The sequence below is a fragment of the Lentzea sp. JNUCC 0626 genome, assembly GCF_043632865.1.
Taxonomy (GTDB): domain Bacteria; phylum Actinomycetota; class Actinomycetes; order Mycobacteriales; family Pseudonocardiaceae; genus Lentzea.
On the sequence record NZ_CP171635.1, the window covers coordinates 6,234,009 to 6,250,568 of the forward strand.

At 68.2% G+C, this 16,560-nt stretch carries 18 protein-coding genes; 4 read left to right on the plus strand and 14 right to left on the minus strand.

The genetic code is table 11. The annotated features are described in order from the left end of the window. Nucleotides 1-21: 21 nt before the first annotated feature. The gene (corA, locus tag JNUCC0626_RS28165; protein ID WP_394622119.1) at nt 22-1,101 is read left to right on the plus strand and encodes a magnesium/cobalt transporter CorA; all 1,080 of its coding nucleotides are present in this window, start codon (nt 22-24) and stop codon (nt 1,099-1,101) included. 151 nt (nt 1,102-1,252) lie between these two features. Then, entirely contained in the window at nt 1,253-1,618 is a 366-nt protein-coding gene (locus JNUCC0626_RS28170; RefSeq protein WP_394613767.1) for a hypothetical protein, read from the plus strand. Here the strand turns inward: JNUCC0626_RS28170 and JNUCC0626_RS28175 are convergent. Beyond that, complete coding sequence (locus JNUCC0626_RS28175; RefSeq protein WP_394613768.1) at nt 1,602-2,696, minus strand: DUF2332 domain-containing protein; 1,095 nt, start codon at nt 2,694-2,696, stop codon at nt 1,602-1,604. The genes JNUCC0626_RS28170 and JNUCC0626_RS28175 overlap by 17 nt on opposite strands. Nucleotides 2,697-2,752: 56 nt before the next feature. Between JNUCC0626_RS28175 and JNUCC0626_RS28180 the strand changes: the two genes are divergently transcribed. Together JNUCC0626_RS28180 and JNUCC0626_RS28185 are read left to right on the plus strand one after the other, a co-directional pair. Further along, nucleotides 2,753-3,406, plus strand: a complete 654-nt coding sequence (locus JNUCC0626_RS28180) for a metallophosphoesterase family protein (protein WP_394613769.1) — start codon at nt 2,753-2,755, stop codon at nt 3,404-3,406. Next, nucleotides 3,403-4,269 (plus strand): chromosome partitioning protein ParB, encoded by an 867-nt coding sequence (locus JNUCC0626_RS28185; RefSeq protein ID WP_394613770.1) that lies wholly within the window; start codon nt 3,403-3,405, stop codon nt 4,267-4,269. The genes JNUCC0626_RS28180 and JNUCC0626_RS28185 overlap by 4 nt, the downstream gene beginning before the upstream one ends. Before the next feature lie 459 nt (nt 4,270-4,728). On the opposite strand, the gene JNUCC0626_RS28190 is transcribed toward JNUCC0626_RS28185, so the two are convergent. From JNUCC0626_RS28190 to JNUCC0626_RS28250, 13 genes are all read right to left on the minus strand, one after another. Next, a complete protein-coding gene (locus tag JNUCC0626_RS28190; RefSeq protein ID WP_394613772.1) occupies nt 4,729-5,721 on the minus strand; it encodes a hypothetical protein in 993 nt (330 codons plus the stop codon). 86 nt (nt 5,722-5,807) lie between these two features. Next, complete coding sequence (locus tag JNUCC0626_RS28195; protein ID WP_394613773.1) at nt 5,808-6,344, minus strand: SMI1/KNR4 family protein; 537 nt, start codon at nt 6,342-6,344, stop codon at nt 5,808-5,810. 16 nt (nt 6,345-6,360) lie between these two features. Next, nucleotides 6,361-7,329, minus strand: a complete 969-nt coding sequence (locus JNUCC0626_RS28200) for a hypothetical protein (RefSeq protein ID WP_394613774.1) — start codon at nt 7,327-7,329, stop codon at nt 6,361-6,363. A 97-nt stretch (nt 7,330-7,426) separates the two neighbouring features. Continuing rightward, a complete protein-coding gene (locus JNUCC0626_RS28205) occupies nt 7,427-8,314 on the minus strand; it encodes an SDR family NAD(P)-dependent oxidoreductase (RefSeq protein WP_191304270.1) in 888 nt (295 codons plus the stop codon). A 274-nt stretch (nt 8,315-8,588) separates the two neighbouring features. Further along, nucleotides 8,589-9,773: an ABC transporter ATP-binding protein gene (locus JNUCC0626_RS28210; RefSeq protein ID WP_394613775.1), complete on the minus strand. Its 1,185-nt coding sequence runs from the start codon at nt 9,771-9,773 to the stop codon at nt 8,589-8,591. A gap of 8 nt (nt 9,774-9,781) precedes the next feature. Further along, complete coding sequence (locus JNUCC0626_RS28215) at nt 9,782-10,627, minus strand: carbohydrate ABC transporter permease (protein WP_394613776.1); 846 nt, start codon at nt 10,625-10,627, stop codon at nt 9,782-9,784. After that, complete coding sequence (locus JNUCC0626_RS28220; RefSeq protein WP_394622120.1) at nt 10,627-11,565, minus strand: carbohydrate ABC transporter permease; 939 nt, start codon at nt 11,563-11,565, stop codon at nt 10,627-10,629. The genes JNUCC0626_RS28215 and JNUCC0626_RS28220 overlap by 1 nt, the downstream gene beginning before the upstream one ends. An 8-nt stretch (nt 11,566-11,573) precedes the next feature. Next, nucleotides 11,574-12,827, minus strand: coding sequence for an ABC transporter substrate-binding protein (locus tag JNUCC0626_RS28225; RefSeq protein WP_394613777.1), 1,254 nt, complete (start codon nt 12,825-12,827; stop codon nt 11,574-11,576). Nucleotides 12,828-12,994: 167 nt separating this feature from the next. After that, the gene (locus tag JNUCC0626_RS28230) at nt 12,995-13,555 is read right to left on the minus strand and encodes a general stress protein (RefSeq protein WP_394613778.1); all 561 of its coding nucleotides are present in this window, start codon (nt 13,553-13,555) and stop codon (nt 12,995-12,997) included. A gap of 82 nt (nt 13,556-13,637) precedes the next feature. Then, nucleotides 13,638-14,066: a hypothetical protein gene (locus JNUCC0626_RS28235; RefSeq protein WP_394613779.1), complete on the minus strand. Its 429-nt coding sequence runs from the start codon at nt 14,064-14,066 to the stop codon at nt 13,638-13,640. Nucleotides 14,067-14,401: 335 nt separating this feature from the next. Next, entirely contained in the window at nt 14,402-15,001 is a 600-nt protein-coding gene (locus JNUCC0626_RS28240) for a hypothetical protein (RefSeq protein WP_394613780.1), read from the minus strand. A 37-nt stretch (nt 15,002-15,038) separates the two neighbouring features. Continuing rightward, nucleotides 15,039-15,686: a hypothetical protein gene (locus tag JNUCC0626_RS28245; RefSeq protein ID WP_394613781.1), complete on the minus strand. Its 648-nt coding sequence runs from the start codon at nt 15,684-15,686 to the stop codon at nt 15,039-15,041. Nucleotides 15,687-15,696: 10 nt separating this feature from the next. Next, nucleotides 15,697-16,518 (minus strand): hypothetical protein, encoded by an 822-nt coding sequence (locus tag JNUCC0626_RS28250; RefSeq protein ID WP_394613782.1) that lies wholly within the window; start codon nt 16,516-16,518, stop codon nt 15,697-15,699. Between the last annotated feature and the right edge of the window lie 42 nt (nt 16,519-16,560).

The following is a 16,560-nucleotide window of genomic DNA, read 5'->3' on the forward strand; positions in this document are numbered from 1 at the left end:
GTGTACCTGGAGGAACTCACCATGCCCAGCCTGCCCTCGATCCGCGGACGCGGACACCAGCGCGGCCCTGCGGGACAGGCCCCGCACGTCCCCGTGCCGTTGTCGGCGTACGTGGTCGACTGCGCCGTGTACCTCGACGGCAAGCGCTTGCCCGGCCGCTGGACGCACACCGACGCCGTCAAAGAGGTCCGCAAGCGCAAGGACGGCTTCGTGTGGATCGGCCTGCACGAGCCGGACGCGGAGCAGATCGAGGGCATCGCCGAGACGTTCGGGCTGCACGAACTCGCGGTCGAGGACGCGGTGCACGCGCACCAGCGCCCGAAGCTGGAGCGGTACGACAACACGCTCTTCATGGTGTTCAAGACGGTTCGCTACGTGACGAACGAATCTCCCGACACCGCCAACGAGATCGTCGAGTCCGGCGAGATCATGGTGTTCCTGGGCAAGGACTTCGTCATCACCGTGCGGCACGGCAACCACTCCGGCCTCTCCAAGCTGCGGCACGTGCTGGAGGCCGACCCGGAGCGCCTGGAGATCGGCCCCGCCGCGGTGATGCACGCGATCGCCGACCAGGTCGTCGACAACTACCTCGAGGTGACCGACCACATCGAGGACGACATCGACCGCATGGAGGAACGGGTCTTCGCGCCGCGCACCGAGGTGAGCGCCGAGCAGATCTACATGTTCAAGCGCGAGGTCGTGGAACTGCGCCGTGCGGTCATGCCGCTCGCGAACCCGTTGCGCCGCTTGGCCGAGGGCTACACGCCGCTCATCCCCGAGCAGGTGCGCGCGTTCTTCCGCGACGTCGACGACCACCTCACCGAGGTCTCCGAGCGCGTCACCGCGTTCGACGAACTGCTGACGACGCTGGTCGACGCGACGCTCGCGAAGATCACGCTCCAGCAGAACACCGACATGCGCAAGATCACCTCGTGGGTCGCGATCATCTCCGTGCCCACCATGGTCGTCGGCGTCTACGGCATGAACTTCGAGTTCATGCCGGAGCTCAAGTGGAGGTTCGGCTACCCGCTGATCCTCAGTCTGATCCTGGTCGCCTGCCTGACGCTCTACCGAATATTGCGCCGAAATCGCTGGCTGTAGTCCCGGTTTCGCTCGCTTTGCTCGTTGTAGAAGAGGTTTGTCATGACCAGAATTCTCACCAACATCCGCTTCTGGATCCTCGCGTTCCTGCTCTGCTGGATCACCACCGTGTTCGTGCTGATCAGCGGAACTCCCTGACGTGCTCGCGCGGATGAGGAACATCAGGTTCTGGCTGCTGGCGCTCCCGGTGGCCTGGATCGTGATGGTGTTCGTCTCCGTCGCGGCGTGGCCGGATCCGGGCGCCGAGTCCCCGGACGCGCTCGCCGCCGAGGTGACGAACGCGTTGCGGGCACACGACTTCCACAAGTTGCAGCCGTTGCTCGCACTCGGCGGCGAGGACGTGGCGCAGTCGACGACCGACCAGTTCCAGTCCGCTCAGGTGGAGCGCGGTTCGTACCGTGACGGTGCCGTCGTCGTCGAGTACACGCATGACGGCACGCGCGCGGAGTTCCGGTTGCCCGTGGAGTTCCAGGACGGCCGGTACGTGATCAACCCGGTGATCACTCCCAAGGGGTGACGTTCCAGGTGAACGGCGTGCCGTGGCCCGCTCCGTGGCCGAGGTTGAGCGAGATCCCGGCCGGCCAGAGCCGCAGCAGCAGTTCGAACCGGTAGTCGTCGTCCTCAGCCGACCGGCGCGGCTCGAAGACCAGCAGTGCCAACGGTGTCGTGGGTGTCGCCTTAGCGGCGGCGTCCGCGAGCACGGCCCTGCCCATCGCCCGGTCGGCAGGCGAAACGTACTGCCACACAACGGAATGCCACACGACGGTGAGCACGTCGCGTTCGGCGCGGGCGAGCTGTTTGGCGAGCCACTCGGGTCCCGCCGACCGTTCGACCTTCACGGGGTCGGTAGCGGCGAGGTCGAGGGCCTGCTTGAGGCGGTTCCACCGGTCGACCTGGTCCGCCCAGACGAACGAGCTGAGGTGCAGCCGTCCGTCCTCTGTGGACACGTCGACCGGGGTGAGGTCGCAGCCCGCCCTGCCGACGACGCGGAGGGTGTGGTTGAGATCGGCGGGCGGCGTGCCCGTCCACTCCGGGTTCAGCACCAGCAGGCTGTCCGGGTCGCCCAGCACCCGGTCCGGAAGCTGGTAGCCGACGTGGTGCGGGCGCAGGTTGAGGCCGCCGCTCGCGCCGACCTCCAGCAACCGCACGCAGAACGGCACCTGCCGTCCGGCGGCCTTCGCGGCCTCCTGCGCGGCGACCAGCAACCCGCCGTACAGGGGCGCGCTGCGGCCGGGTTCGTTGGTCTGCACGACCGTGGCCTGGATGCGGTGCCGCAGCAGGTCGGCGTGCTCGGTGAGGGCGGGCAGCGCGTCGTCCCAGAGCGTCGGCAGGTGCGGCTGCCCGCCGACCGACGGGTAGTGCTTCGCGAGGGCCGGCGCACGCCCTTCGAGCACGAGCCGGTGCACGGCGCCCGCGAACCGCAGCCCGGGCACGGTGCCTTCCCGGTCGCGTTCGGACCCCGCCATGATCCTGGTCGTGACGCCGCCTCTGGCGAGGTCGTCGGCCGCGTCGGTGAGGAGTCGCTGGGTCAGCGGACTGCGGTCGCGGCAGCCGTGGGCGGCCGCGGCGAACAGCTCGGCAAGCACGACGCTCACGCTAACGGCAGCGCTCGCTCCCGTCATGTGGTGAAAGACCTGATTAGGCTGGCTTGATGGTGCGGGTTCTGGTGGTCGCGGACGAGGTCGTCGAGGCGCTGTGGACCGACCAGGTGCACAACTACGACGTGGACCTGGTCCTCGCGGCGGGCGACCTGCCGTTCGACTACCTGGAACACCTGGCCAACGCACTCGACAGGCCGCTGGTGTTCGTCCCCGGCAACCACGACGCCGACCTCTCGGGCTACTCGAACGTGCGCGGCCTCTGGACCAAGGCGGGCGTGCCGGTCCGCTGGCCAGGTCCAACCGGTGCGGTGAACGCGGACGAACGCGTGATCGACGTGGCCGGGCTGCGCATAGCGGGCCTCGGTGGTTCGATCCGCTACAACAAGGGCCCGAACCAGTGGACGGAACGGCAGCAGGCCCGCCGAGCCCGCCGGGTGACCAGGCTGGCGGCGTGGCGCAAGCTGCGGGACGGACGTGGCGTGGACGTACTCCTGACCCACTCACCCCCGCTCGACTGCGGCGACGAACCAGACGCCCCACACCGAGGCTTCGCCTGCCTGGGCGCGTTGGTGTCGCGCCTGCAGCCCACGCTGATGCTGCACGGCCACATCCACCCCCACGGCCACGCGCGCCCGGACCGTTTCGTGCGCTCGACGCGCGTCGTGAACGTGGTCCCCCTGAAGGTGCTGGAGGTAGGGCGATGAGACGCGACACCGGCTTCCCCGCCGCCGACGCCGAGAGCGACTTCCTGCGGGCCCGCCGCAGCCAGGTGATGTCCCGCCTCGCCACCTGGCTCCGCCGCGAACCCGACGACGTCAACATCATGCTGCCGTTCCACGAGGTGGTAGAAGCCCTGGGCATGGCCTCCGAGAAGCGCCTGGGCCTCCAGTCCATCCGCCTGGACTCCATCGTCGGCAGCGTCGACCGCACCCGAGACTTCGACCGCCGCTTCCGCCCGACCTCGGGCCGAGTCCGCGAACGCTGGCAACGCCTGGCCCAAGCGGCCCGCCGAGGCGAACCGGTCCCGCCCATCGAGGTCTACCGCATCGGCGAACTCCACTTCATCATCGACGGCCACCACCGCGTCTCCGTGGCCCACGCCCTGGGCCTCGAGACCATCGACGCGTACGTCACCCAGGTCATCACCCGCCTCAACTCGTCCGGCATCCGCTACCGAGGCGACCTGATCGTGAAGGACTACCGCCGCCTGTTCCTGGACCGAGTCCCGCTGACCGGCGAGTCCCGCGCGGCCGTGGTCCTCTCCGACCCGTGGCATTACGCGCAGTTGGGCGAGCACGTGGAGGCGTGGGGCTTCCGGCTGATGCAGGACACCTGCACGTTCCTGGACCGGGGCGAGGTGGCGCGCCGGTGGTACGCCGACGAGTACCGGCCTGTGGTCGCGATGTTGCGGCAGGCGGACATGATCGGGGACCGCACCGAGACCGAGGCGTACATGTGGGTGGCGGCGGAGCGGTACCGGCTGATCCGGACGCACCGGTGGGATGCGGAGGTCATCAACGCGGTGCGGGAGGAGAGCCGGTCGCAGGGGCGGGGGCCGCGCGCCTAGTGGTGGAGGGCGGGGGCTGAGGGCTGGGTTGCGGAGCGCCAGGTTGGCCAAGCGCAGGGCAGCTGAGAGTTGAGTAGCCAAGAGCTATGCGACCAATGGCTTGGGGAGAACGACGCCGAAGGCGAGGCCGACCGAGCGCGCGGATCGCGATGGCGTAGCCGAGCCCACCCAAGACCCAACGGCAATGCCGAAGGCGAGCCGACAGTCTTGGCTGAACCGATCAGCCGGTGTGGTGACGTGCGCCCGCAACGCAACCACGTACGCGTGGGATTGGGGCTTGACTTTGGGTGCGAGGTGCCACCACTCGTGGCTCGGCCGGGCGCTTTTCAGCCCGGCCCTTTCCGGCCGACCAGCGCCTCGCAAGGGCCCCGAAGTCAAGCCCCAATCCCTGTCGACGCGCCAGCGGCGATGAAATGACCTGTCCCGTCAAGGTCTGCACGACCACCGCATTGGTGACCATCACCGAGGCGCCACCCGAGGCCCCTCGGCATCAGGCAACGGCCGAGCCTGATCCAGCACCTCATCCGTGTACTTGTCCAACAACCGAGTCCCGATCTGCTGCGAATACCCGAAAATCACCGCCCACAACAACAAAGCAGCAGCAGAAGGAATCCCGATCAGCCCACTCGTGACCCCGGCCCCCAACGCCAAGATCCCCACCACGGCCAACGCCGCCCCGAGCATGATCTTGATCAACGCCTGATACCCGATCATCACGTAGGGCGACAACGAGGGCCGCCGCCGCAACAACAACACGACAGCGGCCAGCACAGCCCCAAAAGCCCCCAACACCTGCACCAACCAAACGTCCACACCGGACGCCCGAGACCCACCACCGGGGCACACCGTCGGCAGCGCGTTCTCCTTGGGATCAACGCACAACGGGATGATCCCCGGCCGCAGGATCCCCACGACGCCCAACACCGTGTTGATCACGAACAACACCAGCGAAGCCGCGATCAGCTTGTTGCGCAACGCCCGCGACCCGGCATGCGCGAAGTCCGAGTTGTCGTAGGCGGCCCGCAGCGCGTCCACCACGATCGCCCGCTCCACCGCAGGCGTGAACTCCCCCGGCCGCAACGCCTCCAGCGCACGCCGCCGCGGATCGTCCTCGTCCAGGTACTGCGCCACCCGAGCCCGCAACCCGGGCAGCCGCCCCAGGAACCCGCGCTCGGCCGAGATCGTCGCCACCTCGGCCTCGTGCAGAGCACGCCAGGCGCGCTCGATGTGCCACCCGGACCACCACGACGGCACCGCCCGCCACCAGGGATCCCTGGCCCCCAACATCGCCTCGACCACCGCGGCCTGTTCCAGGGCCGTGCGCCGCCACACGTCGCCCTCGGGATCGACCGGGTCGGGCGGGCCGAGCGCAGCCAGATCCGCGCGGACCCGGTCGAGCCGGGACTGCACGACGAGTCGCCAGTCGGTGACTCTGGGTTTGCGCTCCGCCATGTGCCGATGGTGACAGGCACCCCCGACAATGTCGGCGGCCATCCGTGTGACGTGCGGAAACGTCACCGAAACGCCTCAGTGCGTGATCAGGTCAGCGGTTCGAAGAGGGTGCGGTCCCGCAGGTTGTCCTCGGGACCGAAGACGGGCAGGTTGATCGTCTGGACGCTCCGGCCGCTCAGCCACTCCACGATCAAGGCCGCGAGCGACAGCGGCAACGGCGGTTCCTGCTCGTCGGGATCCCCATGACGCTCCAGGAAGATCAATGGCCAGCTGTCCGGATCACCGGACGTGAGCCAGCCGAACTTGTCGCCCTCGATGTTCTCCCCGAACGGCAGGAACCCTCCCGGCTCCGGCCACATCGGCAACGGCTGCTCGTCGGAAATGCTCCGCGCGTCCTCGATCGCCTCCGGCGCCAGAAGAGGAAGGCCGCGCTCGTCCAGCGGCGTCCACAGGAACAGGCCGCGGCCGAACGTCCCGCCGCCGTACACCTTCATCAGCGCCACGTAGTCGGCCGGGAGCGCGGTGCCGAGTTCAGCGAACAACCAGTCCCACGACCGGTTGCCGGCAACAGGCCGAGCGGGCGGCGCAACGAGTCGCCACAACGCTTTCAGATCGTTCTGCACGCCGAACTGCTCCTCTCTAACGGTCGTGGAACCGAGCGACCCACGCGTGTGCTCGGGAGAACTCACCGGCGGCGTCCCCGCTGTACCCCCAGGGCCACTGCGACGCGCGCTCACCGCCACGCGCGAGGTGCGCTGCGAGCCGGTCCGTCACGAAGAGCTTGAAGTAGTAGTTCGCGAAGATCTGGTGCGCCCACGGGGAACGCGGGTGGTCGTCGGGGCCGGCCAGCAGGCGGTCGGACGCCGCGTCGATCTCGGCGCGCTGCTTCTTCAAGTACGAGCGGGTGATGGAGTGCCACATTCGCACCGCGAAGCTCGTCTTCCAGGTCAGGTACACCTGCATCTCGATGTGCGCGGTCGGGATCAGCGCCAGCATCGGATGCCCGTCCGGCAGGCCTTCGACGGCGCCGCGGGCGAAGCCGTACATCTCGTCGTGGCTGCCGTACCACTTGGCGCAGGCCGCGTGCAGGCGGCGGAACGACGCGTTGAACAGGTCGGGGACGCGCTCTACGACCTCGTCGTAGACGTCGGCGGCTTCGCGGCGGTACTCGGGCATCGCCACGGCCATCGACATCATCAACGCCCACGGCTGGACGTCCTCGGGGTCGAGTTCGGCGGCACGCTGCAACGTGCGGTGTGCGGCGGCGGAGAACTTGCGCAGGCCCGTCCACTGCCCCTCGCTCGTCCGGTCGGCGCCCGCCGCGCCGCGCGACTCCCAGCCCGCGACGGACTGTGCGCTGCCGAGCAGCAGCAACAGGTCCACGTTGTCCGGTTGTTCTTCGGCCGCGTCGAGCAACCGGGGCAGCACGGCGTTGCCCACGCCGCCCAGCACGTCGAACGCGAGTTCGCGGCGGTGCGGGTCGGCACGGACCAGGGCGAGCAGGCGGAGCGCGGTGTCGATGTCGCCGGAGACAAGAGAAACAGCCGCGTGCATGAGTTCGTCGTCGTCGAAGTCCACGCCGACGTAGGAAGGGAGCTGGGAAACCACGCGCGGAAGCTAGCACCGCGTCAAGCGCGACTGTCCACAGTTGACCAAAAAGAGCGGTGCGGGAGACGCTCCCCCGCGTCCCCCGCACCGCTGCGGGCTAGGCGGTCTGCGAAGGCTCCACCAGCGCACGGAGCCGGGGAGGCATCCTCTTCTCCAACCCGTACGGTTCGAGGTGCGCCTGCAGAACGCCCGTGAAAGCCCGCTCCACGGAAGCCGTGTCCCAGTTGTCGCTCTCCAGGATCGGTTGCTTGAAGTACGGCTGGCCGACGATGTGCAACTGCCTGCCGTTGCAGCGGATCACCTGGCCCGTGATGCCCTCCGCGCGGTCGGAGAGCAGGAACAGCACGAGCGGCGCCACCTTGCCCGGCGTGCGGTCGGCCGGGATGGCGCGCAGGGAGCGTTCCGACTTCCACACCATCCGCGTGTGCGCCACGGGGCACACGGCGTTCACGCGGATGCCTTCGGCTTCGAGGTCCAGCGCCCACGAATAGCTGAGCGACGCGACCGCGCCCTTGGTGGCCGAATAGGTCGCCAGTTTGCGCTGTCCGAAGGAGGCGCCGGAGGAAATGTTGATGATCGAGCCGCCGCCGGTGGCGCGCATCGCCCGCATGGCCGCGATTCCGGTGTAGATGACGCCCAGGACGTTCACCTCGACGACGTGCTTGATCGTCTCCGGGTCGTCTTCCCACGGCGCTGTCTCGTAGTTGAGGCCCGCGTTGTTCACGAGGCCGTCGACGCGGCCGAATTCGTCCAGGCACAGGTCCACGATCTTCGCGGCCTCGCTGGGGTCGGCGACGGTGTGGTTCGAGGCGACGGCGCTGCCGCCGAACTCGCGGATGTGCTCCGCGACCCGTTCCGCCAGGTCACCGTCGTTGTCGTTGACCACAACGGACGCGCCGGCGAGGGCCGCGTGCATGGCGTAGGCCTCACCGAGGCCTCGTCCGGCTCCGGTGATGACGACCGCTTTCCCGTCCAGGATCCCCATTGCACGCTCTCTTTCAGTCGGGCGGCGGTTCCCCGGAAGCCCCCTGTGGTCCTTAGTACCCGCCTTCGACAAGCGTGCTGACGTTCCGAAGGCGCGTACTCCATGTTTCGACGAGATGTCGCTGCCGAGCGCCCAATGGCGAACCCAGTTCGGCAGGGCAGATGACCCCGACTGATCGGCCCGGGCGAACCCGAGTCTTTCGTCCTAATCCGATCGAGTGACATAGAAAGAGCCGCCTTCCCGGAGGGGGAAGGCGGCTCGGTAAAACGAGAATTCACCGTTCCGTGTAGGTCAGGTTCCTGCCGTTCGACGGATCGAAGAGCTGCACCTTGTCGGCGTCGAACCAGATCTCCGAGTCCTGGCCCTCGGCCGCGCCGGACGCCGACGACAGGCGCGTCACGAGCGAGATGCCGTCACCCGGCACGTCGTCCGATCCCGCGTCCGCCGCGAGCTCCTGCAGCTCGGCCGAGGCCGCCTGCTCGCCCGTGAGGTTGAAGTAGGCGTACTTGTCCGAGCCCATGGACTCCAGCACGTCCACGTGGGACGTGAACTTGCCGCCCGCCGACAGCTTCGCGGGCTCGACCAGTGCCGCGTCCTCGAAGTGCTCCGGGCGGATGCCGAGGATCACCTCGCGGGGCGCGTCGGCGCCTTCGAGCAGCTGCCGCACCCGGTCCGTCAGCGTCACGTCGCCGATGACCGACCGCAGCGCGCCGTTCTCCAGCGACGCCGGCACGAAGTTCATCGACGGGGAGCCGATGAAGCCCGCGACGAACAGGTTCGCCGGCTGCTCGTAGAGGAACTGCGGCGCACCGATCTGCTGCACGACACCGCCGCGCATGACGACGACCCGGTCGCCGAGGGTCATGGCCTCGGTCTGGTCGTGCGTCACGTACACCGTCGTCGTGCCGAGCTGCTTCTGCAGGCGCGACACCGAGGTGCGCATCTGCACGCGCAGCTTGGCGTCCAGGTTGGACAGCGGTTCGTCCATGAGGAACGCCTTGGGGCTGCGCACGATCGCGCGGCCCATCGCCACGCGCTGCCGCTGGCCACCCGACAGGTTCGACGGCTTGCGCTCAAGGTGTTGGGAGAGATCCAAGATCTCCGCCGCCTCCTTGACCTTCTTCTCCACCGTCGCGTTGTCGACCTTGGCCAGCCGCAACGGGAAGGCCATGTTCTCCTTGACCGTCATGTGCGGGTACAGCGCGTAGGACTGGAACACCATCGCGATGTCGCGGTCCTTGGGCGCCTTCTCGTTGACGCGCTGCCCGCCGATGCGCAGCTCGCCGTCGGTGATGTCCTCCAGGCCCGCGATCATGTTGAGGGTGGTGGACTTCCCGCAGCCGGACGGTCCGACGAGGATGATGAACTCCCCGTCGGCGATCTCCAGGTTGACCTCCTGGACGGCCAACGCGCCGTCCGGATACCGCTTGGTCACCTTGTCCAGAACGATCTCTGCCATTGGTCAACTCACCCCTTGACGGCGCCGGAGGTCAGGCCGGCGACGATCCGGCGCTGGAAGAACAACACGAAGAGGATGATCGGGATCGTGATGACCACGGCCGCGGCCGCGATCGACCCGGCCGGGTCCTCGAACTGCGAGCTGCCGGTGAAGAACGACAGCGCCACCGGCACGGTCCGCGACTGCTCGGTCGAGGTGAGCGAGATCGCGAACAGGAAGTCGTTCCAGCAGAAGATGAACACCAGGATCGCCGTCGTGAACACGCCCGGCGCGGCCAGCGGCGCGATGACGCGACGGAACGCCTGCCCCGGCGTCGCACCGTCCATCTTCGCCGCCTTCTCGAGCTCCCAGGGGATCTCGCGGAAGAACGCCGACAGGGTGTAGATCGCGAGCGGCAGCGCGAACGTGATGTACGGCAGGATCAGGCCGGGCCACGTGTCGAACAGGCCGAGCGAGCGCTCGATCTCGAACAACGGCGACACCAGCGAGACCTGCGGGAACATCGCGATCAGCAGCGAGACGCCCACCAGCAGGTTCTTGCCGGGGAAGTCGAGCCGCGCGATGGCGTAGGCGGCCATCGTGCCGAACACCACCGCGATCGCCGTCGCGATGACCGCGATGCCGATGGAGTTGATCAACGCGCGGGTGAACTCCGACGTCGAGAAGATGTTCTGGTAGTTCTCCAGACTCCACTCGCGCGGGATGAAGTTGCCGTCCGACAACGTCGCCGAGGACTTGAACGACAGCGACACGATCCACAGCACCGGGAACAGCGCGTAGATCACGACGACCGTGTTGAGCACGCCCCAGCCCCACTTCTTGGCCGGGGTCTCCGCTCCTCCGATGCCCGCCATCAGCGCTTCCCTCCGTCGTCACTGCCGGGGGCAGCGGTGCCGAAGAGCTTGATGAACACGAACGCGATGATCGCGACCATGATGAATATCAGGACCGACATGGTCGATCCGATACCTAGGTTCAAGCCCTTGATGAGGTTGTTGTAGGTCAACATCGACACCGACGACGTGCCCTGCGAACCCGCGGTGAGCACGAAGAGGTTGTCGAAGATCCGGAACGCGTCGAGCGTGCGGAACAGCAACGCCACCAGGATCGCCGGCTTCATGATCGGCACGGTGATCTTGATGAACCGCTGCCACCCGCTCGCGCCGTCCATCGCGGCGGCCTTGAGCAGGTCGTCCGGCACCAGCGCCAGGCCCGCCATCAGCAGCAGGGCCATGAACGGCGTGGTCTTCCAGATCTCCGCGATGCTCACGACGATCAGCGCGGGCACCTTCTCCGTCAGCACCGGGTCGCCGCCCAGGGCCTCGGCGAGGTAGCCGGTGCCGGGCGTCCAGGCGAAGCGCCAGGAGAACGCGGCCACGACCGTGACGATGCCGTACGGGATCAACGTCGTCGTGCGGACGATGCCCCGGCCGACCAGCGCGCGGTGCATGATCAGCGCGAGCGACATGCCCAGCACCAGTTCGATCGCGACGGTCACGACCGTCAGCACGACCGTCACCCACACCGCGTTCCACCAGTACGGGCTGCTGAGCACGGTGATGTAGTTGTCGAACCAGATCCACTCGGTGCGGTCCGGGAACTTCAGGTCGAACCGCTGCATGGACAGCAGCAGCGAGTAGAGGATCGGCCAGCCCGTCACCGCGACCATGGTGAGCGCGGCGGGAGCGCAGAGCAGCCAGCCGAGCCTGCGTTCGGCCTTCTTGCCCTCGCTCAGCGCCACCTTCTTCTTCGGCGGCGCTGATTCCGTTGCGGCATCAGGCTTTTCGGTCACAGCGTGGCTCACGGCAACACTCCCTTCGAGTCGAGAGCGTCCTGGAGTTCCTTGCGCAGCCTGTCTCCCGTCGCCTGCGGGTCGATGCTCGCGGGCGGCGACAGGATGGTGGAGATGACCGTCGACGCGTTCTGGTACGCGGGCGTGCGCGGCCGCACACTCGCGTTCTTCAGCGTCTCCTTGATGTCGTCGCGCATCGGGTACGCCTCGGCCATCTCGGGTTCGTCGTAGACGGACTCGATGGTCGGCGGCACACCGTCCTTGAGCGCGGCGAGCTTCTGCGCTTCGGCACCGCGCAGACACAGCACGGCGTCGAACGACTCGTCCGGGTGCGTCGTGTAGTTGCTGACGGCGTAGTTGATCCCGCCGACCGTGACCTTCGCGGAGTCACCGCTCACCGTGGGGTACGGCGCCCACTTGAAGTTCTTCGCGAAGTCCGGCTTCTTCTGCGCCGCCGCGTAGACGTACGGCCAGTTCAGCTGGAACGCCGCCTCGCCGTTCTCCATCGCGAGCCGCGCGTTGTCCTCGGCCGCGTTGGAGAAGGACGGGTCGATCGCACTCGACGTCGCCAGCTTCTTCAACGCCGCCAACGCTTCCACGGCCTTCGCGTCGACGACGGCCTTGGTGCCGGTGTCGTCGATGATGGTGCCGCCGTTGGAGTTGACGAGGGTGTTGTACAGCACGACGAGCCCCTCGTACTGCTTGCCCTGTCCCACGATCCGGCCGGGCTTCCCGTCCGCCACCAGCGCCTCGGCCATCGAGATCATCTCGTCCCACGTCTTCGGGGGCGTGGGCACGAGATCAGAGCGGTACCACAGCAGCTGGACGTTCGTGTTGTCCGGAGCCGCGTAGAGCTTGTTGTCGTAGGTCGCCGTCTCCAGTGGAGTCTTGAGCGTGCCGTTCTCCACCTGGGACTTGACCGAGCCGGTGAACTCCTTGAGCCACCCGGCCTCCGCGAGCTCCGCCGTCCACGTGACGTCGAGCCCGAGCACGTCCATGCTGTCGTCTTCCGCCGCCAGTCTGCGCACCATCTGCTCGCGCTGACCGTCCGCCTCACGCGGCAGCTTGTTGTAGACGATGTTGTAGCGCCCGCCGGCCTTCGCGTTGCAGCTGTCGACGATGGCCTGGAAGTTCTCCTGCGGGTACTTGTAGACGTTCACGGTGATGCCTTGGTCGCCAGACCCGCACGCCGCGAGAGTTCCGGCCGCGAGAACCGCGGCACCCACTCCGGCGGCGAGTCGATAGCGCCTTGTCGCACCCATCGGCCCTGCCTCCTTCCCGACTGCACGGAGGAGCCAGACCGCAGCGCCCGGCACCCCTTCGTGCCACCGGCCGCACCGGGCGGACCGGTCAAATGAAACTAAGCCGGGTGATCACGGGCCGCAACCAAAGGAAGCAACGATTCAGAACCAATGGCCTTATGAAACCTTTAAGAGCTCGGGTTCACCGGCCGCATCGCGAGCTTCGCGAGCAGGTCACGGCCCTTCTCGGCGGACTTGGGGTGACACAGCACGTCATACCTGTTGGCCACCAACTGGGACGCTGACTGGAAATCCCTCTTGCCCTTCGCCGACCCGTACCCGACAGCCGCGAACACGAGCCCGAAGAACACACCGGTGATCAGACCCGTGAGCACCGGCCCGACCGTCACCCCCGGCTCAGGGCTGAAGAGAGTGAGCAGCAGACCCACGAAGAGACCGAACCACGCGCCGCTCGCCGCGCCGGTCATCAGCACGCGGCCCCAGGTGAGCTTGCCGGTGATCCGCTCGACCAGCATGAGGTCGACGCCGACGATCATCACGTCCTGCACCGGGAAGTCCTCGACGGCCAGGTGGTCCACCGCGCGCTGGGCTTCCTCGTAGGTGGCGTAGGACCCGATCGGCCAGCCCGTCGGCGGGGTGGGCAGACGGGGAGGGACGCCGGGTCGGTTCGGATTGGCGAACGGACTCGTCACGGGGACCACCTCTGTCGGACGTGCTGATCGTTCCATCCTGCCAGTGCCCGGTGCGCGACGCCGATACGCCTAAGGGTGTTTTGCCGGGATCGTGACGCCGGACCCGGTCCGGCGCGGTTCACGCGGTGCGGAACGAGATCGTCGGCCCGTAGTCCTCGGGGTCGTCGCTCACCGTGAAGACGAACTCGCGGCCGGGCATCCTGAGGTTCAGCGCCGCCTGCCACATCTCCGCGATCTGACGGGCCAACCCGGACAGGAACGCCGACTCCGGTCCGGGTTCCGGGCTGAAGGCGTCCCACAGGTGCAGGTGGTTCACCACGCCCTCGACCGCGCGCACGTCACCGCTCAGCTGGTCGAACCACAGGTCGACACCGGACGGTTCGAACGTGAGGCCCAGGAAGACGCCACCGCGGTACTCGACGAAGGCGGGCCAGAAGAGCAGCGAGAAAGCGGCCGCGTCGCTCACCGATGCGTTGGCGCGCAGGTACGTGCGGGGGTCCGTGTCGACGAGCCAGTCCTTCAGTCCCGGGAGCGCACTGGGTTCCACCCGCGCATCCTAGGAGGCGAAGACCGGTTCGAAGCGGTGCGGGCGTGCGCCCTGGACAGGTCAAACGTGGTTCCGGACCACCTCCGACAACCTCGGCGCGCTTTCGGTGTCACCCAGCGCCTCGCCCAGCTCGACCAGCCGCACGTAGTAGTCGTGCTCGATCTCCAGCTGGGTCGTCGAAGATCCAGCTGCACATCGTGTCGAACGCGAGCTCGACCTCCCCGGCCGCGACCGATTCCTGAACGTCGGCCCTCACCTCGTCGCGCGTCAAGGGCGACTCGGCGAGCAGGCTCAGGACGGCTGCGTGGAGTCGACGAGAATCCATGACAGCTGTTCTAGCGCGTGAACGCCAGCTCGAACCGGTGCGCGAACGCCCGGTACGACCGCGCGTACACGTCCCGGCTGTCCGCCACCCGCTCGCGTTCCTTCTTCAGCACCTCACCCGCCGCACCCGCGTTGCCGTTCAGCACGTGGATGATCGCGAGCTTGCGTGCCCGTTCGAAGTCGAGCAACGACTCGGGCTTCGCGACGAGCTCACGCGCCACCGTCTCCCACTTCGCGTACTTGTCGACGTACGGCTTGCCGAACTTCAGAATCGAGGCCACCAAAGCGGAAGCGACTGCCGCGTGATCCCCGTCGGGCGGGAAGTTCCAGTGCCACACCGGTTTCTCGCCCATCAACGCTCCCACCGGCATGGAAATCATGGGCGTGGCGGGGATTCCGACGCCCAGGGCGCGGCACACCTCGTCGTAGCGGCGGAAGCAGACGCCGACGAGCGGGGTCAGGTCGAGGGAGCCGGACACGCCGAAACCGAGCCAGCCCGCCACGCCGTCGCCGCGCTCCTGGAGCCAGGCGTGGCCGCGGCGGACGAAGCCGGTCGGGCGCAGGGCGGTGTCCACGGCGACGAGCACATCGGTTTTCGGTGAAGGCCTCACGAACGACAGGGTCCCAAACGAAGCCGCATCCCGCCGGTCAACCCGTGGTCACCCGGTCCGCGGGCGGGAGGTGCGTGGGCGGTTCGTCGGTGACCCAGGCGTACTCGATCGCCGACAGCCTGCCGCCGGCGGTCCACAGCAGGATCTCGCCGACGTACTCCCCCGCCACGTGCACCGGGGCGTCGATCGGGAGGACGCCGTCGGGCACCTCGGCGGCCGGGCCGGTCGTGTCGACGTCGAGGCTGGCCGAGCCCTCGTACCAGGGCTTCAGGACGCGGACGTGGTCGAGTTGCCCCAGCAGGCCGGGGGCGCCGGTGGCGAGGATTCGGGCCAGCAAGGCACGTTCCGAGGGCGCCAGCGGGCGCGGACCGCCGTCGAAGGGCAGCAGGCGCAGGAGTTCGGCGGCGAGCCCTCGTACCTCGGCCCACTGCGGCGACTCCGCCAGGGCGTCGACGTGCCAGACCGGGCCGGGACCGCTCATCTCGTCCAGCAGGGCGTCGATGCGCTCGGCCACGGCGACGGTCTCGGGACCCTGGCGCAGCAGGTGGTGCTTGACGTCGTCGAACTGCAGTGCGAGCTCGTCGGCGGACGGCGCGGTGCCGATCGACTCCAGGTACTCGCGTTGTGCCTGCGCCGGCAGCGCGAGCCGTCGCACCGGGTTCACGAGTCCGTCCTCGGAACGCACGGGCACCCCCTCAGTGCAGGACCGGGCCCAGGAACTCGGCCAGCTTCCGCACGACGTCCGGCGGCACCTCGTCCAGGTGCTCGGTGAGCTGCAAAAGTATGCGGCCGCCGCCGAGGTGTTCCACGGAATAACAGGGCGCCGTGGAGCAGACCTCCTGCACGCCGCCCAGCGCGGCGACCTGGCGCGGGCCGAGCAACGTCGCCCAGTGCGGGCCGCGGGCCAGTTCGGCCGCCATGAACAGCGACTCGTCCAGGCCGACGCCGACGGACACCTCGTGCGCGGTCCGCACCCCCACCCGGTCGAGCGTGATCCAGCCGCCCGAGGCCTGGACCAGGGACGCGCCGGTGCGGAACGCCGACAGCCACTCCCCCTGCACGGCGTGGGAGATCCAGCCGCCGAACAACGTCCGCGAGGCCGTGACGACGATCTGGTGCGGGAACGCCGGGTCGTCCTTCAGCAGGACCTCGGCGGTCCAGCCGTCCTCCACGAGTGGCAGGCCCTGCGCGTCGAGTTGGACGAGTTGCACGCGCAGGAACGACGGGAGGTCGTCCAGGGCCGCCGCCCACGACGATCGGGTGAACTCGCCCGTCGAGAGCCGCAGCCGGGCGTATCCGGGCGGGCCCCAGGGCGTTGTGTCAGAGGGGTCGTAGTCGCGCGCCACCGCCACGAGTTCGTCGATCGAGGCGGGGCACAGCGGGGCGAGCAGGTCGGTGAACAGCGCGCCGAACCACTCGGCCAGCGCAGGACGGTCGACGCCGAAGAACGTGTCCAGCTCCAGGCGGACGACGTGTGGCGGCGACACAGGTCTCGGAAGCGTCAGATCTGTGCTCAAAGTGAGCGAACCTTATGGGCCGCAGGCGAAATCCGTTAGAGG